At 43.1% G+C, this 26,570-nt stretch carries 24 protein-coding genes; 1 reads left to right on the top strand and 23 read right to left on the bottom strand.

Features of this window, described 5'->3' with window-relative positions; all coding sequences use genetic code 11:
• Positions 1–117: 117 nt before the first annotated feature.
• The 21 genes from J2Z48_RS02750 to J2Z48_RS02650 all read right to left on the bottom strand — a co-directional run bounded on the left by J2Z48_RS02750 (position 118) and on the right by J2Z48_RS02650 (position 24,306).
• Positions 118–849 carry a cell division protein FtsQ/DivIB gene (locus tag J2Z48_RS02750; protein ID WP_307250792.1) on the bottom strand — a complete coding sequence of 244 codons (732 nt, stop codon included), beginning with the start codon at positions 847–849 and terminating at the stop codon, positions 118–120.
• Positions 850–1,026: 177 nt separating this feature from the next.
• Positions 1,027–1,938 (bottom strand): UDP-N-acetylmuramate dehydrogenase, encoded by a 912-nt coding sequence (murB, locus tag J2Z48_RS02745; protein ID WP_307250790.1) that lies wholly within the window; start codon positions 1,936–1,938, stop codon positions 1,027–1,029.
• A gap of 77 nt (positions 1,939–2,015) precedes the next feature.
• Positions 2,016–3,116: a stage V sporulation protein E gene (gene spoVE, locus J2Z48_RS02740; protein ID WP_307250788.1), complete on the bottom strand. Its 1,101-nt coding sequence runs from the start codon at positions 3,114–3,116 to the stop codon at positions 2,016–2,018.
• A 39-nt stretch (positions 3,117–3,155) separates the two neighbouring features.
• Positions 3,156–4,526, bottom strand: a complete 1,371-nt coding sequence (gene murD, locus J2Z48_RS02735) for a UDP-N-acetylmuramoyl-L-alanine--D-glutamate ligase (protein ID WP_307250787.1) — start codon at positions 4,524–4,526, stop codon at positions 3,156–3,158.
• Between the two features lies 1 nt (position 4,527).
• On the bottom strand, positions 4,528–5,589 hold the full coding sequence (gene mraY, locus J2Z48_RS02730) for a phospho-N-acetylmuramoyl-pentapeptide-transferase (RefSeq protein WP_307250785.1): 1,062 nt from the start codon (positions 5,587–5,589) through the stop codon (positions 4,528–4,530).
• 10 nt (positions 5,590–5,599) lie between these two features.
• Positions 5,600–6,988: a UDP-N-acetylmuramoyl-tripeptide--D-alanyl-D-alanine ligase gene (locus J2Z48_RS02725; protein WP_307250783.1), complete on the bottom strand. Its 1,389-nt coding sequence runs from the start codon at positions 6,986–6,988 to the stop codon at positions 5,600–5,602.
• Positions 6,985–8,472 carry a UDP-N-acetylmuramoyl-L-alanyl-D-glutamate--2,6-diaminopimelate ligase gene (locus J2Z48_RS02720; protein WP_307250781.1) on the bottom strand — a complete coding sequence of 496 codons (1,488 nt, stop codon included), beginning with the start codon at positions 8,470–8,472 and terminating at the stop codon, positions 6,985–6,987. The genes J2Z48_RS02725 and J2Z48_RS02720 overlap by 4 nt, the downstream gene beginning before the upstream one ends.
• Positions 8,473–8,564: 92 nt before the next feature.
• A complete protein-coding gene (locus J2Z48_RS02715) occupies positions 8,565–10,496 on the bottom strand; it encodes a stage V sporulation protein D (protein ID WP_307250779.1) in 1,932 nt (643 codons plus the stop codon).
• A 104-nt stretch (positions 10,497–10,600) separates the two neighbouring features.
• A complete protein-coding gene (locus tag J2Z48_RS02710) occupies positions 10,601–11,299 on the bottom strand; it encodes a spore coat protein (protein ID WP_307250778.1) in 699 nt (232 codons plus the stop codon).
• 125 nt (positions 11,300–11,424) lie between these two features.
• Entirely contained in the window at positions 11,425–13,218 is a 1,794-nt protein-coding gene (locus J2Z48_RS02705) for a peptidoglycan D,D-transpeptidase FtsI family protein (RefSeq protein WP_307250776.1), read from the bottom strand.
• Between the two features lie 57 nt (positions 13,219–13,275).
• Positions 13,276–13,659 carry a cell division protein FtsL gene (gene ftsL / locus J2Z48_RS02700; protein ID WP_307250774.1) on the bottom strand — a complete coding sequence of 128 codons (384 nt, stop codon included), beginning with the start codon at positions 13,657–13,659 and terminating at the stop codon, positions 13,276–13,278.
• A gap of 107 nt (positions 13,660–13,766) precedes the next feature.
• Positions 13,767–14,699 carry a 16S rRNA (cytosine(1402)-N(4))-methyltransferase RsmH gene (gene rsmH, locus J2Z48_RS02695; protein ID WP_307250772.1) on the bottom strand — a complete coding sequence of 311 codons (933 nt, stop codon included), beginning with the start codon at positions 14,697–14,699 and terminating at the stop codon, positions 13,767–13,769.
• An 18-nt stretch (positions 14,700–14,717) separates the two neighbouring features.
• The gene (mraZ, locus tag J2Z48_RS02690) at positions 14,718–15,149 is read right to left on the bottom strand and encodes a division/cell wall cluster transcriptional repressor MraZ (protein ID WP_307250770.1); all 432 of its coding nucleotides are present in this window, start codon (positions 15,147–15,149) and stop codon (positions 14,718–14,720) included.
• Between the two features lie 127 nt (positions 15,150–15,276).
• The gene (locus J2Z48_RS02685; protein WP_307250768.1) at positions 15,277–16,539 is read right to left on the bottom strand and encodes an adenosylhomocysteinase; all 1,263 of its coding nucleotides are present in this window, start codon (positions 16,537–16,539) and stop codon (positions 15,277–15,279) included.
• Between the two features lie 200 nt (positions 16,540–16,739).
• Positions 16,740–18,380 (bottom strand): bacillithiol biosynthesis cysteine-adding enzyme BshC, encoded by a 1,641-nt coding sequence (gene bshC, locus J2Z48_RS02680; protein WP_307250766.1) that lies wholly within the window; start codon positions 18,378–18,380, stop codon positions 16,740–16,742.
• A gap of 113 nt (positions 18,381–18,493) precedes the next feature.
• Positions 18,494–19,444, bottom strand: a complete 951-nt coding sequence (locus tag J2Z48_RS02675) for a ketopantoate reductase family protein (RefSeq protein WP_307250764.1) — start codon at positions 19,442–19,444, stop codon at positions 18,494–18,496.
• Between the two features lie 72 nt (positions 19,445–19,516).
• Positions 19,517–21,055, bottom strand: a complete 1,539-nt coding sequence (locus tag J2Z48_RS02670) for an acyl-CoA carboxylase subunit beta (RefSeq protein WP_307250762.1) — start codon at positions 21,053–21,055, stop codon at positions 19,517–19,519.
• 12 nt (positions 21,056–21,067) lie between these two features.
• Complete coding sequence (locus J2Z48_RS02665; RefSeq protein ID WP_307250760.1) at positions 21,068–21,844, bottom strand: enoyl-CoA hydratase-related protein; 777 nt, start codon at positions 21,842–21,844, stop codon at positions 21,068–21,070.
• Between the two features lie 15 nt (positions 21,845–21,859).
• The gene (locus J2Z48_RS02660; RefSeq protein ID WP_307250758.1) at positions 21,860–22,744 is read right to left on the bottom strand and encodes a hydroxymethylglutaryl-CoA lyase; all 885 of its coding nucleotides are present in this window, start codon (positions 22,742–22,744) and stop codon (positions 21,860–21,862) included.
• Between the two features lies 1 nt (position 22,745).
• Entirely contained in the window at positions 22,746–22,964 is a 219-nt protein-coding gene (locus J2Z48_RS02655; RefSeq protein WP_307250756.1) for an acetyl-CoA carboxylase biotin carboxyl carrier protein subunit, read from the bottom strand.
• Between the two features lie 7 nt (positions 22,965–22,971).
• Positions 22,972–24,306, bottom strand: a complete 1,335-nt coding sequence (locus J2Z48_RS02650; RefSeq protein WP_307250978.1) for an acetyl-CoA carboxylase biotin carboxylase subunit — start codon at positions 24,304–24,306, stop codon at positions 22,972–22,974.
• A 155-nt stretch (positions 24,307–24,461) separates the two neighbouring features.
• Here J2Z48_RS02650 and J2Z48_RS02645 point away from each other — a divergent pair, with 155 nt between their 5' ends.
• Positions 24,462–24,935 carry an N-acetyltransferase gene (locus J2Z48_RS02645; RefSeq protein WP_307250754.1) on the top strand — a complete coding sequence of 158 codons (474 nt, stop codon included), beginning with the start codon at positions 24,462–24,464 and terminating at the stop codon, positions 24,933–24,935.
• A gap of 36 nt (positions 24,936–24,971) precedes the next feature.
• On the opposite strand, the gene J2Z48_RS02640 is transcribed toward J2Z48_RS02645, so the two are convergent.
• Both J2Z48_RS02640 and J2Z48_RS02635 read right to left on the bottom strand, forming a co-directional pair.
• On the bottom strand, positions 24,972–25,634 hold the full coding sequence (locus tag J2Z48_RS02640; RefSeq protein ID WP_307250752.1) for an RsfA family transcriptional regulator: 663 nt from the start codon (positions 25,632–25,634) through the stop codon (positions 24,972–24,974).
• A 156-nt stretch (positions 25,635–25,790) separates the two neighbouring features.
• On the bottom strand, positions 25,791–26,561 hold the full coding sequence (locus J2Z48_RS02635; protein ID WP_307250750.1) for an enoyl-CoA hydratase/isomerase family protein: 771 nt from the start codon (positions 26,559–26,561) through the stop codon (positions 25,791–25,793).
• Positions 26,562–26,570 lie beyond the last annotated feature (9 nt).

Genomic DNA, 26,570 nt, shown 5'->3' with positions numbered 1-26,570 from the left:
ATTTGGCAACTCTTTTTTGGGAGGAAAAAGCATTACCCTCTGACTAATTCAACAGATCAAGAAAGATCACCTTTTTTTACAAAACGAAAAACAGTAAATAAATTACATCAATACCCATTACTGGGTTTCATGTGCTGTGTCGGGTGTAAACCATACACTTTCCAATAAATACAAAGTGCCCGCAGGTTGATTGTGAAAAGAAGAATAAAGTTTCATCTTCTCAGGTAAATCTTCGATACGAACATAAATTTTATGTCCCATCTTACTTTGTAGGAGCATTTGATCCGGATACCCTTCTACTGGGTGAATATACGTTATCTCTTTCAAATCCGACAAGGAACAACGGGAGAACATCTCTACTGCTTGATGAAACACCTCACTAGTAAGATCCCATTTTTCAAATATAGGTACTTGTTGCAACATGGAAACCGTATTCCTCTGAGTCATGATCTTCCCATTTTCCAAAAGAGGAAGAACTGCCCCATCCGCTGTTCTTACAAACGCAACCATTCGTTGTTCTTGTAATGTAACCGTGATCTTACTTGGAAACGATCTATGTACTTCTACCCGCTTTACTTCTGGAATGGAAGCAATTGCTTTTTGAGCATCTTGCGGGCGAAATGCAAAAAAAGAGCCACCTACTTTGGTTCCTAGTTTGCTGGAAATTTCGTTTTGTGGAACCAATTGATTTCCTTCGATTACAATTTGTTCGATTTTTCCGAGTGGAGAACGTAAGAGAAGAACAAACATAAAGCCCATAAAAAACAAAAAGATCAGAAGCAGAGCCCAGACCGAGGGAGACTTTTTGCGAACAGCCTTTACTCGTAATGGGGGAACGCGATCATTCAACCCAATCGTCCTCTCCTTAAATCTGCCTGTCGAATCTATGGAGTACCCTCACAATAATCTTCCATATATATTACCACAAATAGTGAGAGGGGAAAGATAATAATAATCCTTTTTGATAATATAGACAAAAATTAAAACAGCCAACTTACTCAAAAGTCAGCTGTTCATTTACTCCATTTAGGCCTCTCCGATCACCTGTACCTCAGGCTCTAGTTCAACATGATACTTTTCACGAATCGTTTTTTGAACATGTGCGATCAAATCCAGTACATTTTGCGCTGTTGCTTGATCTATATTTACAATGAAGTTACAGTGCATGGTTGAAACTTCTGCACCACCGATCCGATACCCTCGAAGACCTGCTTCCTCGATCAGGCGTCCCGAAAAATCGCCAACTGGATTACGGAATACACTGCCTGCACACGGGAGTTGCAGAGGCTGTGTCTGTCGACGACGATCTTTGAACCGGGTTAATGCATCCGTTATAACTTCAGCATCCCCTTCCTCAAGCTGAAACGTCGCTTCTGTTACAATTCCACGCATGTCCTTCTGTAACACCGATGTACGATAGGAAAATGCCAACTGTTCATTAGACAATGTAATCCACTCACCTGATTCTAGCAACACTTCTGCTGAAACAAGGACCTCTGAAACATCCGAACCATGGGCTCCACCGTTCATATAGACAGCCCCACCGATGTTACCCGGTATCCCTCCAGCAAATTCGAAACCCGTAAGCCCTTGACGTGCTGTCTTCGTAGCAAGCATAACAGTAGAAGTTCCGCCTCCTGCTATCACCTTAGTCCCTTGAAATTCGAAGTACTCAAACCCTTTATCTAGTTTAATGACAACCCCACGAATCCCACCATCTCGCACCAAGAGGTTTGAACCCCGACCGATGACTCTCCATGGAAGCTTGTGTTTGTTAATTACTTTCATTACATTTTCTAGCTCATTTTTTGTCTTTACGTTAATCAAAAAGTCAGCTGGTCCGCCCACTTTCCACGTGGTGTGACGGGACAATGGTTCGTTCTCTTTTATGTCTTGAACCCCTACACGTATCAAGTCTTCTACAAATGGTTTTCTCATTTTGTCCCCTCCTACTAGATGCTAGACCATGTGAGTGGGTCCTGAGATTCATTCACATCTATGTTTATATGTGTTCCTTATCTATTTGTATTGCGTGATAAATTCAAGAGAATTCCTACTGCTACCAGTGTTAAAGTAAGAGATGATCCACCATAACTTAGAAAAGGTAAGGTGATCCCCGTAACAGGAAAGGTTCCTGAAACAACTCCAATATTAATGACAACTTGGATCATTAGCATGGAGGTGATCCCTGTGGCGACCAAGCAACTAAATAAATCTTGCGCACGAATCGCCGTACGGAAGCCTCTCCAAATTAACACTCCAAATAACGTTATCACAATGGTAATTCCCAGAAAACCTAGTTCTTCCGACAGAATCGAAAAAATAAAGTCAGTATGCGGCTCTGGTAAGTATAAATGTTTTTGTCTACTCATGCCAAATCCTAAACCAAGGAGCCGACCTGGACCGATCGCATAGAGAGACTGGATCAATTGGTATCCCGTTCCCTGCGGATCCGACCACGGGTCAAAAAAAGAGGTAATTCGCTTAATCCGATACGTAGCTTCTAAAACCAAGCCCGTAAAGCCTGCGGCACCGAGCAAAGCAAAGCCGCCTAGATGCTTCATCTTGGCACCTGCTACAAAGATTAACAAGATCCCCGTCCCAACTAACACCGTGCCCGTTCCCAAATCAGGTTGGCACATAATGAGCCCAAATGCTCCGCCCAAAATCCCCATAGCGGGTAAGAATCCTTTGCGGAATCGCTGAATTTGAAAAGTGGGCTGGGAAAACAGCTTCGCTAAGAAAAAGATCATCGCCAGTTTCGTAAATTCAGATGGTTGAATACTAAAGGCTCCGATTCCGAGCCAACTACGAGCACCGTTCCGCCAGATCCCTATACCGGGTATCAGAACAATTACTAATAAGATAAAGCATATGATCACAGCAGGCTTTGCCATATCATATAGCTTCTTCCGATCCACATTGGTTACGAGAAACATAAAAAACACGCCCAATGCCGCAAACAAGAGCTGACGCTTTGCGAAATAAAAGCTATCACCATATTTGTGAAACGCCATCGAAGCACTAGCGCTATATACCATCATGACCCCAATGGTAAGTAATAATAAAATAGCGACTACGATCACAAAATCAGGACTCTTTTTCGTTTTTTGCATAGACGTGCTCACCTCATTTAAGCTTCCGAAGCATTCTCTTTATACAAGCCTATGCACAGCTTGTTTAAAAATGCTTCCTCTTTGCTCAAATGAGGTATATAAATCCCAACTTGCACATGCTGGGGAGAGAACGACTACATCTCCCGAACGAGAAATCTCGTGAGCGGAATAAACGGCTTCTTCGATATCCTCTACTTGAATAATCGATTCTATACCCGCCTCTCTCGCTCGCAACGCTAAAATCGGAGACGACTCTCCATAAGCAATCACGGCTTGTACATGCTCAGACAAAACCGGAGTTAGCTCCTGAAAGTCGACTCCTCGATCCAGTCCACCCGCTATCCAAACGATAGGCTCCTCAAAAGAAGTAAGCGCCGTTAAAGCTGCCTGCGCATTGGTTGCTTTTGAATCGTTATAATAACGAACTCCTTTGATCGTCTCTACATACTCCAACCGATGTTCCACACCATGAAACGTTCGAATCGTTTCTGCGATTCTCTCGACATTCGCTCCAGCGACGATCGAGATAGCAGTAGCAGCTAGTATATTCTCTAAATTAAAGGATCCAGGTAGGGCAACCTCTTCCACAGGGAGGATCGCTATCTCCTTCCCATCCAGAGTAGAGATGATCCAACCATCTTTTATACATATACCCTGGTTAGTCATTTCGTCTTTTGAAAACCAGATTATACGACTCTTTAGACTCCCGCTCTCTGCTAACTCTCTACAGATAGCAGAATCAGCGTTTAGAATGGCAACATCATCTGGAGTTTGATTTTGAAATAGGCTCCATTTTGATGTTACATAGTCCTCCATCGTCTGATGATAATCCATGTGTGCAGGAGTCACATTTAATAGGGCACCTATTTTAGGCCGGAACGTTACGGTTCCCTTTAGCTGAAAGCTACTTAATTCTGCTACGAGCCAATCGCTTTCCGAGAGGTGAGGGGTTACTTCCGATAGTGCTTGACCAATATTACCTGCTACCACTGATGGAACCTCACTATTTTGTAGCATCTTACCAACTAAAGTGGTGGTGGTGGTTTTACCATTGGAACCTGTGATACCAATAATAGGAGCCTTGCTAAATTGGCTTGCAATCTCTACTTCCGTTACCACCGGAATCCCTAGTGTAAGCGCCTGCTCAATCGGTTTAATATGATAAGGAATTCCAGGATTCTTTACCACTAGGTCAACCCGATGACTGATTAAATCATCAGGATGCCCACCACAAATTACAGAGACACCCATTTGCTCTAACGGATCCGCCTCATTAGCACAATCGATCCGTTCTCTCGCATCATTCACGATCACCTTAGCACCTTGCTCAACAAGCAACCTTGCTACTGCAAAACCGCTTCTCGCTAATCCTAGAACGACTACATGCTTATCTTGAAACAAGCCCGTCATCTTATTTGCCTCCTCCTGGATGGAGCAAGGCAATCTCGAAGAATACTCCAAGAGCTCCACAAATCAAACCAACCAAACTAAATACGGCTACGATCTTCCACTCAGACCAACCAATCAATTCAAAGTGATGATGCAACGGACTCATCTTGAAGATCCTCTTTTTACGGAACTTGAAGGAGAGAACCTGAAGAATAACGGACAGCGTCTCTACCACAAATACAATTCCGATGAGAGGGAGTAAAAACTCTGTCTTCGTAATAATGGCAAGTGCAGCCAACCCGCCACCGAGCGCCAGCGAGCCCGTATCCCCCATAAACACTTTAGCTGGATGTGCATTAAAGACGAGGAATCCAAGCAAAGCGCCAATTACCGAAAAAGCAAAGAGATAGACCGTCTGATTACCTTGCCAAATTCCGATTACGGCGTAAGCACCGTATGCCATCACCGCTGTACTTGATAACAGACCATCCAGACCATCTGTCAAGTTTAATGCATTTGAAAAGCCTACCAAAAGTAAAACCAAGAAAGGAAGGTAGAGCCAGTTAATAAAATAAGTTCCAATTCCAGGGACATTCACACTAAAAATCGCCTTTGAGGCACCTGCTAAATCTTGCGTATTTAGATATCGAACATTCAGCAGGACAGCAAATACAACAACTGCAATAAACAATTGACCCAACAACTTTTGACTCGCGGTCAAACCTAAGCTTCGTTTCATAACCACTTTGATATAATCATCCAAAAACCCAATAATACCGTATCCTGCTGTGGCAAACAAAAGGATGAATAAGTCTGCGTTGACGAACTTTTCTGAACCACTATCCCTATACAAGAAGTAACTACTAAAAGGAAGTGCTGTCAACACGAGAGCGATTAAGATGATCACCCCACCCATCGTAGGCGTCCCCGCTTTTTTCAAATGGGCTTGCGGTCCCTCTTCACGGATACTCTGTCCAAATTTAAGGCGTCGTAACGTCGGGATCACCATAGGGCCTAGTATCACAGCTAGGCCAAATGCAACCATGATCGGGATTAAATACTCTCGAATATCTATGTTTGTCATGATAGCTTCATTACGCTCCTTCTACTAAAGATCGAATGGCTTGATCTAGTTTCATCGCTCGCGAAGCCTTCACTAAAATCAACGCTTGTGGATGACCGATCTTATCGATGTATTTGCTTGCTTCCTCTACACTAGAGAAATGAATGATTTCGCAAGACGGATCATTCCCTACTTCCTGTGCTCCTTCAGCTATCCACTTTCCTCGGTCGCCTACTGTAAAAAGTTTGTGAATTCCTTTTTCTATCACATATGCACCGAGTTCCCGATGATAGGACTCTTCCCATTCTTCACCTAACTCACGGATATCGCCAAGTAGTGCCCATTTCTCTTTCATAGGCTCTATTTCCTGTAATAAGCGAATCGCCGCTTTCATCGAAGTAGGACTTGCGTTATAGCAATCATTTATGATGGGCGCTCCATTTTTAGCAGTGAGCATCTCCAAACGCATGCCTGTTAAACTAACATGCAAGAGTCCCTGCGCGATCTGTTCCTCGCTCATTTGAAAAAAGCGCCCTACAGCTATCGCAAAGCAAGCATTCACCATATTATGACGTCCAAGTAACGGTAGACGATAGCGATGACGAGTTTTTCTGGACTGGAACGTAAAACCTTCCGTACCCAACACTTCTACGTCCACAGGCATCTCATCATTCATCTCTCCCCAGCCAACTCGAACCTGTGTCTGCGGAATCTGTCTCACTTTTTCAGTAAGAAGTGGCTCATCTCCGTCATAGATAAGGGTTCCGTCTTGTTGTAAGCCATCTAAAATCTCCAATTTTGCCTCTGCAATTCCTTCTCTACTTCCCAAATGGGCAATATGAGACTCTCCTATATTGGTCACAATCGCAACTTTAGGAGTTGCAAGCTGGGATAGCAAGGAGATCTCTCCTACATGATTCATCCCCATCTCCACAATTGCAATCTCTGTCTCCTCTGGGATGCTAAGTAACGTGAGAGGAACGCCAATATGATTATTTAAATTTCCTGCCGTTTTATGAACCCGAAAAGCTTGACCTAAAACAGCTGCCACAAGATCCTTCGTTGTCGTCTTACCATTTGAACCCGTGATTCCGACAATGGGAATCGCCAGTTCTTCTCGATATTTTTTGGCCATCTGTTGCAACGCTGTCAATGTATCTGGTACCACGACCAAAGGAATGGAACAACCTTTGGGGATGGGTTCCAACTCACTCCACAGAGCAACAACTGCACCCGCTTCCATCGCTTGAGATAAAAATTGATGACCATTAAAACGTTCTCCTACGAGCGGCACAAATAATGCCCCTTGCTGGAGACTGCGAGTATCCGTGCTGACAGAGGAAATCATCCTATCTTTATCTTCCACAAAGACTGCCTGTCCACCTGTCGCTTCTTGAATCCAACTTATACTCCGCTTCATTTCAACTCCTCCAACATGAACTGCCTTGCGATCACTCGATCGTCAAAATCATTTTTTACACCGTTGATCTCTTGATAGGTCTCGTGACCTTTTCCTGCAATCAGAATCACATCTCCTGGTTGGACATGCTGAATCGCATATTGAATCGCTTCTGCTCGATCTACGATAGTATGTATTTTTTCCGCCCTCACACTTTGCACACCTGATAGCATATCTTCTAGAATCGCTTCTGGCTGTTCTGTTCTCGGATTATCTGATGTATAGATAGCCAGATCACTATAATCTGCTGCAATTTTCGCCATCAACGGACGCTTGGTACGATCTCGGTCTCCACCACACCCTACTAGTGTAATCACTCGTTTCTGAGCAAATTCTCGTACGGTTTTTAATGCATTTTCCAAGCTGTCTGGCGTATGCGCATAATCAACCACAACCGTAAAATCTTGACCTGCATGAACCGGCTCAAAACGTCCGTCTACACCAGGGATCTGTTCGAGAGAGTTTATCATTTGTTCTAAAGATAAACCTTCAATGAGACCAACACTAATCGCAGCCAGCATGTTTAAGACATTAAATTTCCCCATCAGCTTTATATTCACTGAACTATTTCCGCGAAATGTATGCAAATCAAAACTTGTTCCTTGGGGTGTAATCCGAATATTGCTTGCCCTTACATCTGCGGGATGGTCGATTCCATATGTAACAACTTGAGCGGGTGTGATGCGAGCATAATAAGAAGAAGCAGGATCATCTGCATTTAACACTGCATAACACTGCTCATCCAAAGAATCCAGATACTGGTTTCCCAGTTGGTTAAATAATAAGCCTTTTGCTTCACGATACTGTTCCATCGTCACATGATAATCCAAATGATCCTGTGTTAGATTGGTAAATACACCGATATGAAACTTGCAACCCCGAGTTCTTCCTTGATCAAGCGCATGCGAGGATACTTCAATGAAGGAATACTCACATCCCTCATTACGCATCACGCGAAAGCTCTTTTGTAACTCGAGAATTTCAGGCGTCGTATTTGAAGTAGGAAGTTCTCGATCTCCAATTTTCATGCCAATCGTTCCAATTAATCCTGATTTTTTTTCATGATCAAGGAAAAGACGCTGAAGTAGGGTAGAGGTGGTTGTCTTCCCATTCGTTCCTGTGATCCCAATCAATTTCAGCTCATTTGTAGGGTGTCCGTAGTAAATATCTGCCACAATAGCCATGGCTCGGCGAGTATCAGGCACTTGTACAACCGTCACATGAGGCGGAACTTCCACCATCTCTTCTACGAGTATGGCAACAGCACCTCTTTGTATCGCTTGTGAAATATAGTGATGTCCATCAACCGTAAAACCACGAATCGCTATAAAGAGACTACCTGGCTTTACTTGACGTGAGTCCATCTCTACGCCACTAATTTCTACTGCCACATCACCAGACACCCGCTTTAATAAAAGCGACTGGATCACATTTTGAAGAATCATATCTTTCCTCCTCAATCCGAAAAAAGCAAGGTATGTATAAATAATAAATAAATGCCAGGTTTTACCCTGGCGTTTATTATACCATTTCTATTTTAATCTCCTGCCTCGGTTTTGTCACCCAAATACAATTGGATTGATGAACCCTTTTTGACTCTTTCCCCAGGAGCAGGAATCTGGTCAATCACCACATTTCCTTTTCCAACTGGTTTTAGAGGAAAATCAAACAAACTGTTACGAATTTTATCTAACTCTTGACCCATTAAATCGGGTGTCTCCACGATCGGAGTAGTAAGTGGTGTATCTTCAGGTGGAATCTGGTTCTTCCGCTTAGGGACTTCCATATGACGCAAGCTATCGCCAATGATATTGCCTACGATAGGCGCTGCTACCACACCACCGAACTGAATTCCTTGTGGATTATCCACCGCAACATACACGACAATTTTAGGATCATCCGCTGGAGCAAAGCCAATAAACGAAACAATGTGGTTATTCGGCAGATAGCCCCCATTTGGACCTACTTTTTGAGCTGTGCCCGTCTTTCCACCTACCCGATAGCCGTCTACAAAAGCTTTTCGTCCCGTACCTTTCGCAACCACACTCTCCAACGATTCCCGTACGATTTTAGAAGTGGCTTCCGAGATGACCGTACTCTCTACTTTCGGCTGGTACGACTCTAGTACCTTCCCACTCTCGGGATCCGTCCATTCCTTCATCACATGAGGAACAACCATCTTCCCACCGTTTACAGCAGCTGATACCGCTCGTACCTGCTGAATAGGCGTCACCGAAACCCCTTGGCCAAATGCAGTCGTTGCTTGCTCTACAGGTCCCATTCGCTCTGGTTTAAACAGAATTCCTTTTGCCTCTCCGTTTAAATCAATGCCCGTTTTTTTACCAAAACCAAATCGATTCACATAATCTAACAACTTCGTTTTACCTAATCGATTTCCTAGTTCCACAAACCCAGGGTTACAGGAGTTTTCCACGACTTCCAAGAATGACTCATGACCGTGACCCCCTTTTTTCCAACAACGGAGACGAGCACCGCTTACCATTACATATCCAGGATCATGAAAAGACTCGGTCAAATTCACCTTTTTTTCCTCAAGCGCCGCAGCCAAAGTAATAATTTTAAAAGTAGAACCCGGTTCATACGTTTTCCAAATCGGTAAATTCCGATTATAAATTAAGGGATCTGTAGTCTGGTACTCATCTGGACGAAAAGAAGGCTTACTACTCATGCCCAGGATTTCACCGTTGTTTGGATCCATTGCAATCGCAAGAACACTTTCTGGCTTATACTGAGCCATCGCTTGATCTAACTCCCGCTCGATAATCGATTGCACATCTAAATCGAGCGTCAGCCTCAGATCTTTTCCAGGCTTCGGCGAGATAAACTCTTCCTTGGAATCGGGCATTCTTTCTCCTTTTGCATTAGAAGCAAAGGAAATATAACCCTTTTGTCCACTTAATTGCTTATCATATATTAACTCTAATCCAGCTAAACCTTGGTTATCTCCCCCTGTAAAGCCAAGCATATGTGCCGCCATCGTCCCATAAGGATAATACCGCTTACTATCTTCCGTTATGAGAACACCCGGTAATTGCATCTCTTGAAGAATTTTAGCCTTACTTTCAGGGATCTTCTGACCTATATCCTTTAGCCATACTTTTGATTCTTTTTTTGAAACGAATTCAAGTATCTTTTTCTCATCCCCTGCAAGCACTTCAGCTAATTTCTTCGCCGTTCCAGCCTTGTCCTTAATCATGGCAGGAAAGAGTAATACGGATGGAGTGCTTATATTATAAGCAATTTTCTTTCCATCCCGATCCAGAATCATACCCCGTTTAGCTAAAAAGTCGGCATCTCTACTCCCTAGCTCCTCTGCTTTTTGCGCCCACCATTCGCCTTGTGCCAATTGTACATACGATAGTCTACCGATCAATGTAATCATTACTAGGACTGCTATGATCAGTACGACAAACAATCTTTTTTTTACGACGGCTTGTATCGCACGCATAAGAGTCCCCTCCTTGTCCCACTTGTTCTCATATACCTATTCACCCAGATTCTGATACATGACAAAAACCCTTCTGACATATTTGCCAGAAGGGTTTAGAAAGATTAATGCGATTGAGGTGATTGATACATAGGACTCGAAGGAGAAGGAGTCTGATTAATCGGTATCACCTTACTAGTCTGTGGCGGGGCTTGTGGCTGCCTAGGAACTTGCGGCTGATTTGTGGCTTGACCAAACGAATTTTGCATCTGTACCATATCTTGTTCAGCCAATTGTGGTACTTGATAAAAATGATTCTTATTTTGATACAAGAAAATTTCATACGCCATCTCAATACAGTTTGGAATGCTATCAGCCAACACCCGTCTCACAACTGGATTTGTTGCTTCTGTGGCAGCCACGGTCCGAATTCCTGCCAATGTTTTAAGCATAATCAACATATGGCCAGAAATGCCTTCATCCTTCACTTCCAGCATAGAATGAATCGGTTTCTTAGGCTGAGAAGGTTTCATTCCATAGACGATGGTATCATTATGTTGCGTCATTTGATAACGTTGCGTTCCGTGTGCAGGATCCTCTCCTGTGGAAAACGCCTGTACCAACATATTGTACTCATCTGTCAAGAACTGGTATTGACGATCCAGAATGGTTAATAGCTCTGGACTCTTGACATATTGGCGGGACATCGTATATTGATCTAACGTGCTCATCGTCACAGATAAAACCTCGTGTATATCAAACATTTCGTGACCACTGTGGTTTCGTTTTACCGTACCGACATGCATGTTTGGAGCGTTATTCATCAGAATCCCTCCCCTAGATCATATGATGTGCCCGATCTTATACTGTCCCAAAAAGCAAGCACGCATGTAGGTAAGAATTGGTGCCACCATAGAAAAAAGGAAACGCATATGTACGTTTCCCACCATTACTTAATTTCCGGTTCCGTTTCCATCGAAGGTACACGTAAAACTTGCATCGTCTGTTGGATGATATCTTTTGCAACAGGGGCAGCCGTTGAACCACCTGAGGCTTCAGCACCTTTTGGCTCATCAAGTGCCACATACACAACCACTTTAGGATTATCTGCTGGAGCAAAGCCAATAAAGGAAGTGATGTATGTATTAGGTAAATATTTTCCAGTCTTTGAGTCTGGTTTTTGAGCGGTACCTGTTTTTCCTGCTACTCGATAACCAGGAACATCCGCTTTTTGTCCAGTTCCTTTTTTAATTACATCACGCAGGATCTGTTTCACCTGAGTTGCTGTTTCGGGACGAATAATCTGTTTCTTGTCTATCTCTGGCTGTTCGACCATCTTTTTCGTTTTTGGATCAATCACTTCTTTTAGCAAATGAGGCTTGATCAAGTTTCCACCATTGGCAATACTACTAACTGCTTGGACTTGTTGAATCGGGGTTACCGCAATCCCTTGACCAAAAGCAGTTGTTGCTAACTCAGATGGAACGAGCTCTCGACCAAAAAAATAACCACTTTCCTCGCCCGGAAGATCGATACCTGTTTTACGACCTTTTCGATCTGTTACCAGACCAAATCCAAATCGATCAATGTACTCATATAATTTCTCAGATCCAAGACGCTCGCCTAGTTTTACAAAGCCAACATTGCTGGATTGGATAACTCCTTCACGAAAAGAGATATCACCCCAACCGCCTCTCTTCCAGTCACAAATCGGATTGTTTAGTCCCGATACTTGAATACATCCGGAAGTATATGTACTCTCTGCTTCAAATTTACCTTCCTCGATAGCCGCCGCAAGTGTCACAATCTTAAATGTAGATCCTGGCTCAAACTGACTTTGTACCGCCATGTTACGACCATTACTTTCTCCATCATAAGTAGTAGATGCTTTTCTGAGATCAAAAGTAGGTCGGCTTACCATCGCCAGAATCTCCCCACTCGCTGGGTCAGCCACAATAGCTGTTGCACCTTTGGCTTCATACTGTTTCATAGCCTGGTCCAATACTTTTTCTACATGGTCTTGGATACTCGCATCGATAGTCAAAACTAAATCTTTTCCATCGATCGGAGGTTTATACGACTCAGGTCCATCGGTTATCATCATTCCATTGGCTGCTTTTTTGTATTTGACATAGCCATCTTGACCACGAAGCAAGTTTTGATAAGTGCTTTCAATTCCACCGACAGGCTTTTCTTCACTGTTTAGGAAGCCCAGTAAGTGAGCTGATCCTGCTTCGGTATATTGACGCTGGGTTGTTTTATACGCGTAAATCCCTTTTAACTCTTTCTTTTGCTTTAATCGAAGATAATTCGCATACACTTCTTTTGAAAAATAAATTTTGCCTGCTTCTCGATCTCTTAATTCTGCATATTTTCCTTTTTTACGCAACAAGCCCACTAGATTTTCTTTCGAAATCTCTAGAAGGGTAGATAGTTGCGTTGCCGTTTTGTCTATATCTTTCTCTTTCAATTGGCTTGGATCAGCAGTAAAAAAATAGGCTGGTTCTTCCCAAGCCATCACATAGTTTTTACTGCGATCATAAATAGTACCACGTTTCGCTTTTAACACCGGATTGTTGTTATTCCAAATTTTCTCTGCTTCCTTCGTATATTCAGACGAGTTAACCGTTTGAATCCACAGCAAGCGAAATGTAACACCCATTAGTAATGACATCAGACCCAATCCGATGATAAGAGAGCGAAATTTACTTCGTTTTCCAGTCTGCTTTTCTGTCGTTTGCATAAAATAGTTCCCTTCGGCAAAGAAATTATCTAAGATTCTTAATTATTCTATTACCATCTATGGTGTGTTCTTTTCTTTTCCTGCCGAAGGAATTTTCTTGCTCTCAATGATTTGCAAACCATTTTGTTCTGCATATTGACGAATTCGTGCATCGCTCTTAAGCTTGTTTTTCTCCGCCTCTAATTGAAGGTTGGCTTCTTTGACTTGTTGGATCTCTTTGTCCGCCTTTTGAATGGAAAGGTTTAATTCTGCGGTTTTAGCATATCGAGATACAACTAAAACGGTCAGGGCTACGCAGATAATGACGCTTCCGATATAGAGTAGTTTTTCTGGTACAGTAAGTCCTTTGATTAGGGGTTGTTTTTTTGCTTTGACCTGCGTGCTTGTATTTGTAGGGGTAAGCGGTCTTGCCACCGCAACATTACCACGTTCTTGTCTCATCCAAATAGCCTCCTTACGCTACCTATACATTTCTTTTTTCGTAACTCTCTTTTCTTGACCTATACCCTGTTTGTAAGACCTTGTCACATAAAACAAGGTCTTACTATCTATATTTTTTCAGCAACACGTAATTTTGCAGAACGCGCACGAGCGTTTTGTTCCAATTCTTCCGCGCTTGGCGCAGTCGGCTTACGCGTGATGATCTTTAGCTTTGGTTTTTGGTGACAAGTACATATTGGGAAATTTGGAGGGCAGACACATCCTTTTGCCTGTTCCAAATAAAATTGTTTACAGATGCGATCTTCTAGTGAATGGAACGTGATAACACTGACTCTACCTCCGGGAGCTAGAATCTCCATCACTTGCTCCAATGCTTCTTCAAATACAGTTAATTCTTCATTCACTGCGATTCGAATGGCCTGAAACGAACGTCGTGCTGGATGAGGTCCACTACGTCTTGTGGCAGCTGGAATCGACTCTTTGATGATCTCAGCTAACTCCGTTGTCGTTTCAATCGGTTTATTTGCACGATATTCTACGATCCGCCGAGCAATGCGACGACTAAACTTCTCTTCTCCGTATATGTACAGAATCCGAGCAATCTCTGCCTCGTCGTATTGGTTCACTACCTCAAATGCTGTGCGCTCCTGTTCACGATCCATCCGCATATCCAGCGGTGCTTCATAGTGATAGCTAAACCCTCGTTCACTCTCATCTAACTGCGGAGAGGAAACGCCTAAATCAAACAAAATTCCATCCACTTTGGTAAATCCTAAATCCCTTACAACTTGCGCGATATGACGAAAATTTGTTTTTACCAAATGAACCTGACATATCACGCCTTCTAGCCGTTCTTTCGCGGCTGATAAAGCCTTGGTATCTTGATCCAAACCAATTAACACACCGTCTTGACTCAATTGACTCGCTATCAACCCACTATGACCTGCTCCACCTAACGTGCAATCTACATAGATTCCATCTGGTTTGATCTTTAGTCCGTCTACAGCTTCATCTCTTAGTACCGTTACATGATTAAACAATGGTGCTCATCCTTATCCTTAGAAATCCAGATCCACTAAGCTTTCAGCGATCTCGTTAAATGACTCTTCTGAAGCAGAATAATAAGAATCCCATTGTTCCTTGCACCAAATCTCAACACGAGTGGAGACGCCGATCACAACACATTCTTTCTGCAACTTAGCAAATTCTCGCAAATGTGGGGGAATATGAATACGCCCTTGTTTGTCTAACTCAGCTTCACTCGCTCCCGAAAAGAGGAATCGTGTGAACTTCCGGGCATCTGCTTTGGTAAATGGGAGTGTTTTACATTTCTGCTCTAATTGTGTCCATTCTGACCGAGGGTATGCAAATAAGCACTGATCCAAGCCACGGGTTACAACAAAAGACTGACCAAGTCCTTCGCGGAATTTAGCCGGCATGATCAGTCGACCTTTATCGTCAACCGAATGCCTGTATTCCCCCATAAACATCTTGGATCCCTCCCCTCGTCACCACTTCCCTCCACTTTCCTCCACATTGGTAAGTATACCACACGCAAAATAAAAAATCCTGCACGCATATGCAGGATTAGTAACATTTATACAATTTTTGGGATTATCAATCCAATTGCCAGCTAGCAAGATATTTTTCTTGTTCTTCTGAAAGCGAATCAATTTTGATCCCAAGAGATTCAAGGAAATAACGAGAAACTTGTTCGTCAATCTCATACGGAACTTCCATCACACGCTTGCCAATACGTTGATAATTTTCATGAACAAAGAGTAATGATAGAGTTTGCAAAGCAAATGTCATATCCATAATTTCAGCTGGATGACCATCTCCGGCTGCCAAGTTCACCAAACGACCTTCTGCAAGTAGATAGATCTTACGACCGTCTTCTAACACATACTCTTCGATGTCCTTACGAACCGTTTGTTTGCTTACTGCCATAGTAGCCAAGCCTTCTGTATCAATCTCAACATTGAAATGGCCCGCATTGGACAAAATGGCACCATTCTTCATTGATTTCATGTGCTCAGCCGTAATAACTCCTTTATTACCTGTCACCGTAACGAAATAGTCTCCGTGCTTCGCCGCTTCTGCAATCGGCAACACAGTGTAACCATCCATATGCGCTTCTGTCGCTTTAACAGCATCGATCTCTGTTACAATTACTTTCGCTCCGAGGCCTTTCGCACGCATAGCAACCCCACGACCACACCAGCCATAACCAACTACGACCACGGTTTTGCCAGCAACTACTAGGTTCGTAGTACGATTAATCCCATCCCAAACGGATTGACCGGTTCCATAACGATTGTCAAACAAATATTTAGAAAGTGCATCATTTACAGCAATCATCGGGAATTTTAACTCGCCTGTTTTTTCTAACGCTTGGAGGCGCAAGATTCCAGTCGTCGTCTCTTCACATCCGCCTCGAACTTGCTCAGCCAAATCAGGACGCTCTGAGTGAAGAACGGTCACCAGATCTCCACCATCATCAATGATTAAATCTGGTTTGGTTTCAAGTGTTTTAATAAGATGGTCTTTATACTCTTCTGGTGATGGATTGTATTTAGCAAATACCGTTACACCATCTGCCGCTAGTGCCGCACACACGTCATCTTGGGTCGAAAGCGGATTACTACCTGTAATGACAACCTCTGCACCCGCATCACGAATCACTTCTGCTAGGTTCGCTGTTTTTGCTTCTAAGTGTAGAGAGATCGCTACACGCAACCCTGCTAATGGACGATCTACCTTTAGTTGTTCACGCAAACGATTCATGACTGGCATATGATCCGCTGCCCAATTAATCTTTAATCTTCCGTCATGTGCTAATGCTGGATTTGCAATAATACTACGTTCTAATGAGTTCATAAAAGCACTCTCCTCTAAGTTTAATCAACCTTTAACTTGCTTCGATTGTGAACGAAAACATAGGTCTCGCTCTTATGGATAGTATGTAATGAAAAGGACATGTATGCATTATAACATACTTAACCACTCGGAATAGCATGAATTACAAACTAGATACATTTTTATTATATCGGAACCGCTTACCAGAAAGACACGAATCTTTAAAAATGAACCATAAAATGATGGGTTGGTTGCTTGTCACGTAGCAACTGCAAAGTTCGGTCAATCCAATCGAGCCCACAGGCATTCCAATAATAGATGAGGTTATAAACTCTCTCTTGAGGTTGCTCATTCGGAGCGATTCCCCGCAACAATTCATCCCACTGACGTAAGGTAGTCTGATGGATTTCACTCATCGTACGCTCAACAAACCGTTGATAAAATTGGATTTGCTCCGTAATTTTATCGATGTTTTTTTGTCCCATCTCTCCCGTTTGTCTTCCAATCTGAGAATGGATCTGTTGAATCATAGGTTGATATAAGTCTGCGACCTGCTTCTTCATCGCATCAAACAAAGGATCGATTTCGAGGGTAAACTGGGCTTTTAACCACTCTTCTCGGATCGAAGTCCCCTTTGTAAGATATGTCTCCCATGAATGTCCAAATTCCCTTTTCCGAATATCTAAATGGCGTTCTACTAAGGTCATTTGGAAGCGCGGATACACGATCGGCATAGACAAATCCGCGCTAGTAAAGGCTTCTTTTAGAACTCCCCAGTAAGCCACTTCACCCGGACCTGCTACAAAGGCTAAAACAGGGAAGAGATATTCTTGCATCAACGGACGTGTGGCGACGTTATTGCTAAGCCGTTCCGGTGTCTCTTGTGCAATCTGGCACAGTTCAGAAGTTGTAAAGGCTTGTTTCCCTTCTCTCGTTCTCCACTGATCACCCTCACGATCTAAGAGAACACGCCCATTATCCGTAATCAAAAACAAATTCGCTTGATTGGGTTGAGTATGGATTGGATCCGCGTAACCAGCTTCTTGGAATTGTTGAACACTCTTTTCGATGGATGTCTGTATTTGTTCGCTTTGGTGAATCAAACGAAGAAAGAAATCTTGTTCTATTTGCCGAACCTGAGGATCAGCAGAGTCAATCAACACCAAGCCATGCTTACCAAATAAGGAATGAAGAAGACGCGCGAAAAAGCGCCCCCAAGACGGTCTGTCATGGGACAACTGTTGACAAGCCTCTAGCCATTCCGTTTTGTATGGAGTATCTACATAATGCTCGCTTATTTCTTGTAACCATTTTTGTAGATCTTCTGGATCGATTAGAAGATGGGAGACAGCTTGTCTATTCTCTTTTTCTACTTCCACTCGATAACGTTTTTTTAATACGCTTTCTTTCCTTTGTACAAATATATGATTTACTTCGTCTAGGTCATGATCTTCTCCAGCAATCCAAAAGACGGGGATAACAGGCTTACCTAATTCTTGTTCTTGCTTTCGAGCTAATTCAATAATGGTAAACACTTTATGTATGGTATACAGAGGACCCGTTAATAGACCCGCTTGTTGACCTCCGATCACGACCAATGAATCTTCTTGTCGCAAACGCTCTAAGTTAGCTTCTATTTCGGGGTGAATTAATTCAGGTTGATGATAACGGTATAAAACCTCTACCAATTTTTGGCGATCCACTCGCTGAGAATGACTAGAATAGACTTCCTGCGCACGCAACGAATAAGAGGAACTCTGTAATGGATGATATGAGAAAAAAGAATGAACTGGATGATCTGGTCTCAGATAATCGTTCATTAGTTGGTTTTGCCAAGGATTCTTTATACACTCAATCTTCATATGTGATTCCTTCTTTTCTTATTTCAATTTAAAAAGGTAAGTTACTAAATAAATAATATCATAAAATGGGATGTGCATACAAAGAAGTTCGATCGGTGAATCGCCGGTAAACTCTACAAAACACTAGTATTTCTCTTATTCTGCGCTTCCTTTGCTTTTACTAGTGTGTATAGCATCTCATGATAATAAACAGGGATATTGTGCTCCTTAGCATATCGAAGGATCGCACCGTTAATCGCCTCAATCTCTGTCTGTTTTCTGCCTTGAACATCTTGAAGCATCGAAGAAAGATTTTGTGATGTTAAGCGGCATACTTCTTTTATCTTCTTGATTGTCCGAGAGTGATCTAGTTCGACTCCCACCCGCCTAGCCACCTGACATGTTTCCGCAGTGATCTTTTCAATCATGTTCTCGAATTCTCCATGTAACAACTCGCCATTGGGTACTTCCAATATAGTCGTCAGCGGGTTAATAACTGCATTTACGGCTAGCTTTTCCCACATACGCTTCAAAATCATATTCTCTTCTCTAATAGGAGAAACGATGATCGGTTGTAATGTTTGGATAAAGTCGTGGAGGAGCGGCTTCCACTGCTCTTGATGAGGGAAGGTACCGATCCATGTTTCTCCTTGGCCCGTATGAACAACGTGGGTACCGCTTTTTCGATAAGCACCTTCTGTAGTTAGAGCAACATATGTATCGGGACGATGATGTAGTTCTCCGATGGCTTCTTCGTGCCCTAAACCATTTTGCCAAAAAAGAATTTGGGTAAACGGATGGGAATAGCGTTGAACCAATTCCATGACATTCGGAAGCTGATATTGTTTTACCGTAATAAAAATAATATCAAACGAGGAGAGCTCACTCGTATCTCCAATCGGACAGCTTTTGACGCTTGTATGGTTCATTTGTCCGTCTAGTTCCACACAGGAAATGCCTGCTTGTACAATCTGCTGATGTTGCTCGATCGTGTGTGTTAGGACCGTGATCTCATAGGGTAATCGGGACAATCGAGACGACCATAGTAGTCCGATTGAACCCGCTCCGATTACAGCAATCCTCATGGTATTCCCCCTCAGCATACAGAAAAAAGGAGCCGGTTTGAAAGACTCCTCTTTGTTTCTCATATCACTTTATTATACCGGGTACACGGGATGTTTGCGTTCACTAAATATCATTTCTTTGCTTTCGTATAACTCCAAGCGCTCTTTGAGCTCGTCTCGCAAGCGTTCGGGAGCAATGATGCCGTCAATAATAAGTTCACTGGCTAAACGATATAAGTTGATATCTTCTTGATATTCTTCTCGTTTTTGCTGAATAAATTCGTTGCGTTCCGATTCTTCCAGCTGAGCGATTTTATTGCTATAAACAGCATTTACGGCGGCTTCAGGTCCCATAACGGCTATCTTGGCTGTTGGAAGGGCTAGACAACAATCGGGTTCAAAAGCGGGACCTGCCATAGCATAAAGCCCAGCACCATATGCTTTACGGACGATAATCGAGATCTTCGGTACGGTTGCTTCTGACATCGCTGCGATCATCTTGGCTCCATGCCTGATAATCCCCGAACGTTCTACCTGTGTGCCAATCATGAAACCAGGGATATCGGATAGGAAAATCAACGGGATATTAAAAGCATCGCATAATGTAATAAATCGAGCCGATTTATCAGCCGAGTCGACGAATAGGCTACCTGTCTTCATTTTCGACTGATTCGCGATGATCCCAACCGCTCGCCCGTCTATCCGCGCAAACCCAGTAATAATTTCTTTCGCAAATAATTCTTTCATCTCAAAGAATGAATTATCGTCAATAATAGCACGAATCATTTCTTTCATATCAAAAGCTACGTTTTGATTATCAGGAACAATCTCTTCTATACTCCTGATACCCTCTTGAATCGACTTCGCTTCTATTTTGGATGTCTTATGCTTGTAATTAGCAGGGAAATAGCTGAGATAGCGACGAGCAATCTCAATCGCTTCTTCTTCATTTTTCGCTAATACATCTCCACAACCACTTACCGAACAATGCATCCTAGCTCCGCCCATCTCCTCCAATGTTACTTTTTGGCCAATCACCATCTCAGCCATCCGCGGAGATGCGAGATACATGCTCGCGTTTTTGTCCACCATGATCACAATATCGCAAAATGCAGGAATGTAAGCGCCACCTGCCGCAGAGGGACCAAACAAAATACATACTTGTGGCACCATTCCAGACATTTTCACCTGATTATAAAAGATTCTCCCTGCACCACGGCGATTCGGGAACATCTCCAATTGGTCCGTTATTCGTGCTCCTGCTGAATCAACCAAATAAAGCATCGGAACCTTTAACTTTTGTGCGGTTTCCTGAATGCGAATGATTTTTTCCACTGTACGAGAACCCCAAGATCCTGCTTTCACGGTAGAATCATTTGCCATGACACATACTGTCTGGCCATTCATCTTCCCCGTTACCGTTACCACACCATCCGCTGGAAGCCCTTCTTCCATACAGTTTGCAAACAGTCCGTCTTCTACTCGAATCGTTCCTGGATCTAATAATAATTCCAAGCGATCTCGAACAAATAACTTGTTCTGCTCTGCATTTTTTTCATGATATTTGGTTGCTCCACCAGCTTGAATCTTTTGAACTCTATCTTGTAATTCTTTTGCCCACTGATCATTCATCTAGATAACCTCCTATTTTCCTTGATAGTTCGGTTTTCGCTTCTCAGCAAATGCACGCAAACCTTCTAAGCGGTCTTCACTCGGCAATAGCGTTTCATACGCCTTGGCTTCCACCCATATTCCGGTTCGCACATCCGTTTCAAGCCCCCGATCAATCGCAAACTTAGCTTGCGCAAGAGCAAGCGGTGCGTTGGCACACATCTGCGTAGCGAGCTCCATTGCTTTTTTCATTCCTGCACCACTTGGCTCCACATAGTTGACGATTCCCCAATCAAGCGCTTCTGTGGATGTCAAACGCCTCGCTGTAAAAATCAATTCTTTTGCTTTACTACTCCCGATTAAACGGGCTAAACGCTGGGTTCCCCCTGCTCCAGGAATAATGCCTAAAGAGGTTTCCGTCAATCCAAGTTGAACATGGCTCTCTACAATCCGCATATCACATGATAAAGCTAGCTCCAAGCCACCGCCAAATGCATACCCATTCATCACACCGATGACAGGTTGGGGTAATTCTGCTATTTCCGTAAACGTATCGCGAATCATCATTAAAAACTGCCGGACCTGCTGTTCAGACATCGTTTTCCGCTCTTTTAAGTCGGCTCCCGCACAAAAAAATTTCTCACCTGCTCCTGCTAACACAACCACTCGAATATCCCTGCGACAAGATATCTCTCTTACCACTTCACGAAGCTTACAGAGCGTCGGAAAGTTAAGTGCATTTCCGACATCAGCCCGATTTAATGTGAGAGTAGCAATCCCTTTCTCTAGCTCAAATAGTACCTCTGACATATCACCTAACCCCCATTATGCAAAATGAGCACGCAATACTTTCGAAGGTAATTTCGTTCCCAATTGCCCTTCCAGCCATTGACTCGTACGGCATAGTTGATCAAGATCTACTCCTGTGTCCACTCCCGATCCTTGAAGCAGATAAACCAAGTCTTCCGTGGCTAAGTTTCCAGAAGCGCCTGGTGCATACGGACAGCCTCCAAGCCCCCCAATCGAGCTATCAAATGTTTGGATTCCCATTTCGAAGGCTTGATAGGCATTTGCAGCTCCCATTCCTTTCGTATCATGGAAATGCACCGCTAACTTCTCTGCTGGAAATTGGCTCAAAAGCGATCCTAAAATCCGTTTTACGCTTGCTGGAGTCGCCACTCCAATGGTATCCCCTAGCGATATTTCGTAAACACCCAAGTCGAACAAGCGCTCACTCATCTCATGGACCTGATCAAGTAAGATTTCTCCTTCATATGGGCAACCAAATACAGTAGAAAGATACGCCCGCACTCGTAGTCCTTGCTCCAGCGCCACAGGGACGAATGTTGCAAAATCAGCCATACTTTCTTCTCTTTTTCGGTTCACATTTTTTTGATTATGTGTTTCGCTGGCTGAACAAAAAATCGCAATCTCTTTTAAAATAGAGTGGTTGACTCGTTCCAATCCCTTGGCATTCGGGACAAGTACACGGTAGTTCACATCTGAATACGTAGGCAACCTTGCTACTAATTCATCAGCATCTGCGAGTTGTGGAATCCATTTAGGATGAACAAAAGAAGTAGCCTCGATCTCCTTTAATCCAGAGGCGATTAACTTCTGGATGAGTGCTTTTTTCGCATGAGTAGATAGGAATTGTTTCTCGTTTTGCAATCCATCACGCGGTCCCACTTCAACAATTCGAACGTTCACCTTATATCCCTTCTAACTCAAGTAAGACATCACCTTCAGCAACAAAATCCCCTTCATTTGTCATGATTTTGGATACTTTTCCATCCATTTCTGCGGAAAGGGGAATCTCCATCTTCATTGACTCTAAAATAATGACATCTTGACCACTCTCAACCACGTCACCTTCACTCACCAACACTTTCCATACCGTACCCGCCATACTCGCTTCTACTTTATTCATCTCTTCATCACTTTCCCTTCCGATTTGCCAGAATCGTTGTATCATATTTGCCGGATACGAAATCTGGGTGATCCAGCAGTTCTACTAGTAGTGGGAGATTACATTTAATCCCCTCTATCTTCATTTGAGTGAAAGCCTCTCTGCTTTTGGTGAGCACTTCTTCCCGACTCGAACCCGAGATAATGCATTTCGCAATCATCGGATCATAAAAAGGAGTAATCGTATTTCCTGCTTCTACACCTGCATCGAAGCGGATTCCATCCCCTTCTGGTAATGAAAATACTTCGATTTTCCCAGGCGAAGGAAAGAAGGTAACCGGATCCTCTGCATATAGGCGATATTCAATCGCATGACCTTGTGGTTGTAAGTCTGTTTGCTTCCATGGAAGCGCTTTCTCTTCTGCGATTGCCAACTGCCATAATACAAGATCAAGACCCGTAATCGCTTCGGTAACCGGATGCTCCACTTGTAAGCGAGTGTTCATCTCAATAAAATAACAATTCTCTAGTTGGTCCACGAGAAATTCAACCGTTCCTGCCCCGTAGTAACCAACCGCATGGACCGCTTGGAGTGCCGCTTCATATAATTTCTCCCGTGCTTCCTGACTAATAGAAGGAGATAAACTCTCTTCAATAATTTTCTGGTTACGACGTTGAACCGAACACTCTCTTTCAAATAGATGGAGTGCATTTCCATGCTGATCGGCCAATACTTGTACTTCAATATGCCGAGAACGCTCTAAAAATTTCTCCAAGAAGACAGCGGAACTTCCGAAGTACATCTCCGCTCGTTTCTGTGTAGTAGCAAAATGTTGCTCTAGGTCGTAATCAGAATGACAAAGCGCCATTCCAACACCGCCGCCCCCTGCGCTGGCTTTCAAAAGAACTGGATAGCCAATTTGATTTGCAATCTGCACGGCTTCTTCCCATGTTGTTATCTCGTCCGATCCAGGCACCACTGGAACATTAGCCTTGATCATCACCTGTCTAGCCATTACCTTGTCTCCCATCTGGGCGATTACACTGGGTTTCGGTCCAACCCAGACCAAGCCAGCATCTAACACCTTTTGGGCAAAGGTAGCATTCTCAGAGAGGAGTCCATAACCAGGATGAACAGCATCTACACAAGCTTTCTTAGCAACTTCTATAATCGTATCCATTTGTAGATAGCTTTTGGACACAGGCGGATCCCCGATTAGATAGGCCTCATCCGCCATTTTGACAAAAGGCATCTCCAGGTCTGCTTGTGAGTAAACAGCCACTGTTTGAATTCCCTGTTGCCTACAAGTTCGAATAATTCGAGAGGCAATCTCACCACGGTTCGCAATCAACAATTTTTGAATCAAAACACAATCACCTCTTCCTCGCAATAAATTTATTTAAGTTAGTAAGATTCCAATTTAAAATTCTCGGTATAGACATTCAATTCCTGCTAGCAAATAAAATTCGTGTATAATAAAAGGAGTGAAAGACGATTCATGATGAGGAGGGACTCCTTTTGGCGTACAAAGTAGAACGTCTGCAAATTAATTACAAAACCTTGGAAGAATTCCAGAAATTTCGCGAGTTTGGTCTCCCAGAACTTTCTATGTTAGAAGACTTACAAGATAATCTGGTGGAGAATGACAACTACTCTTCTCCTTTCTATGGTATCTACCTACAAGAGCAATTAGTTGCCCGTATGAGTTTATACGAAGTCGATGCAAAGTATGACCGCTACTTCTCACCCCCTCAAACCTTTTATGAACTATGGAAACTGGAAGTATTGCCCGAATATCGAGGCCAAGGACTAGGGAAAGCACTCGTACTGTTCGCTCTCAGTCTAGGTCATCCCATCAAAACCAATGCTAGACGTCGCTCCGATCCGTTCTGGGATCAAATCGGTTTTGTTCCCTGCAAATATAATCCTGTTCGAGATCGCGGAGAAAGCCCGTATGTCTGGCTACCCGAAGGAACGACTCTACAAGAATGAAAATAGGAAGCCCACTTTTCAGTAGGGCTTCCATTATTATTTGTCGACTCTCTCTAAATTTCCATTTGCCTCCATGCGAAAGCGAGACTTAGCCTCTTCCTCTTCTTCCGACAAAATGGATAACTTACGAGCGCGATCCATAATTTGAACTAACATACGATAGTCGTCATTTACCATGCGATAATCTTTTTCTACATGATTCAACTGGCTCTTCATCTCTTGATTTTCATGTTGAAGACGAGCTAAGTATTCCTCTCGATCCATCAACTCTTTTTCCAACTGCTTTTGCTGGCGTTTTAGCTCTGTCATCTCATTTTTATGTTGACGCAGATAGCGAATAATATGATCCAAAGAGTATACAGGATCAGATCCATCTTGATACTCTTCAAAATCTATTTTCGGCATAGGCTGACTCATATTTACACTGGTATGGGATAGAGATGGGCTACTCGAAATTCGGACACGCTCTTGACTTCTTTTTTGTCGTTGGCTTTTCGCAATTTGAATCGCAGCATCATACTGCTTACGCACTGCACTATTCCACCGAAAGCCACACGCTGCGGGAGTACGCCCCAATCTCTCTGCCACTTCTTCAAATGCAGATAGCTGAGTTCCACCCTCTCGAATATGACGCAAGGTTATCTCTGCTAGAATTAGGTCATCTTCTGTAGTCCAAGCATCTTGACGTTTGACAGCCATAGACTTCCTCCTACCTTTTTAGATCCATAGACATACTAGTCTTCGCTCTATCTGTATGCAAAACATAAGAATTGTAGTATCTACTCTACTCTTTTTTTTATTGCCGAAAGATAGTGCTTGTATACATCTAGCAGATCCGAATCGGAGAAGAATGGTTCATTTTCCACGACGAATCAAAAAAGAATCAACTGCCAGGCGATGCTCTTCCGTCTCCCAAAGTACCCCACACTTCTTCGCTTCTAGTTCAAATAAATCAGTACTAGACGCTCCCTCTTCTACTTGTGTTGCTAACTGTTTGTAATGCCGGATTAGATCACGAGAAAGCTTCCTATATGGATGTAGCCAATGTTGAAATGGCTCCTCAAACGATTCATCCTCTTCACCTAGTAGAAAATCTACCATCCCCAGCTCCATTCCTTCTCTGGCAGAATACCTTTTTCCACTTAATAAAATTTTCATCGCAGAGGAGGAGCCTACTTTTTTCATCAATCGTGTTGCCCCGCCCCAGCCTGTTGTAATGCCTAAACGCACTTGAATCATACCGAGCGTCGCCTGAGTACTTGCCACGACCCAATCACAGCTCATTGCGATTTCACATCCTCCTCCAACAGCAGGACCCTCAATCCGAGCAATCGTGAGAGCTGGTAATTGATAAATACGTTCTAAGATCACTCCCATTCGCTTCATAATCGGTTCTATCTCTGCACAAGTATGTAGCTGATGAAACTCTTCTAAATCTCCACCTGAGACAAAAGCATTTGCATCTCCTTGAAATACAACGATTTTTATCTGAGAATCCTGTTCCAATTCGGACAGCAACTGCTCTAGCTCGCTCATCATTTGTTGATTCACAGCATTTCGAACTTTTGGGCGGTGGAATTGGACTGTGATCACATCATTCTGTCTATGAGTTATGATTGTTTCCATTTCTAAGCA

This window comes from Croceifilum oryzae, from assembly GCF_030814315.1.
In the GTDB taxonomy this organism is placed as follows: Bacteria; Bacillota; Bacilli; order Thermoactinomycetales; family Thermoactinomycetaceae; genus Baia; species Baia oryzae.
Note: the sequence above shows the minus strand (reverse complement) of the source record. Positions and strands in the feature narration are given on the sequence as shown.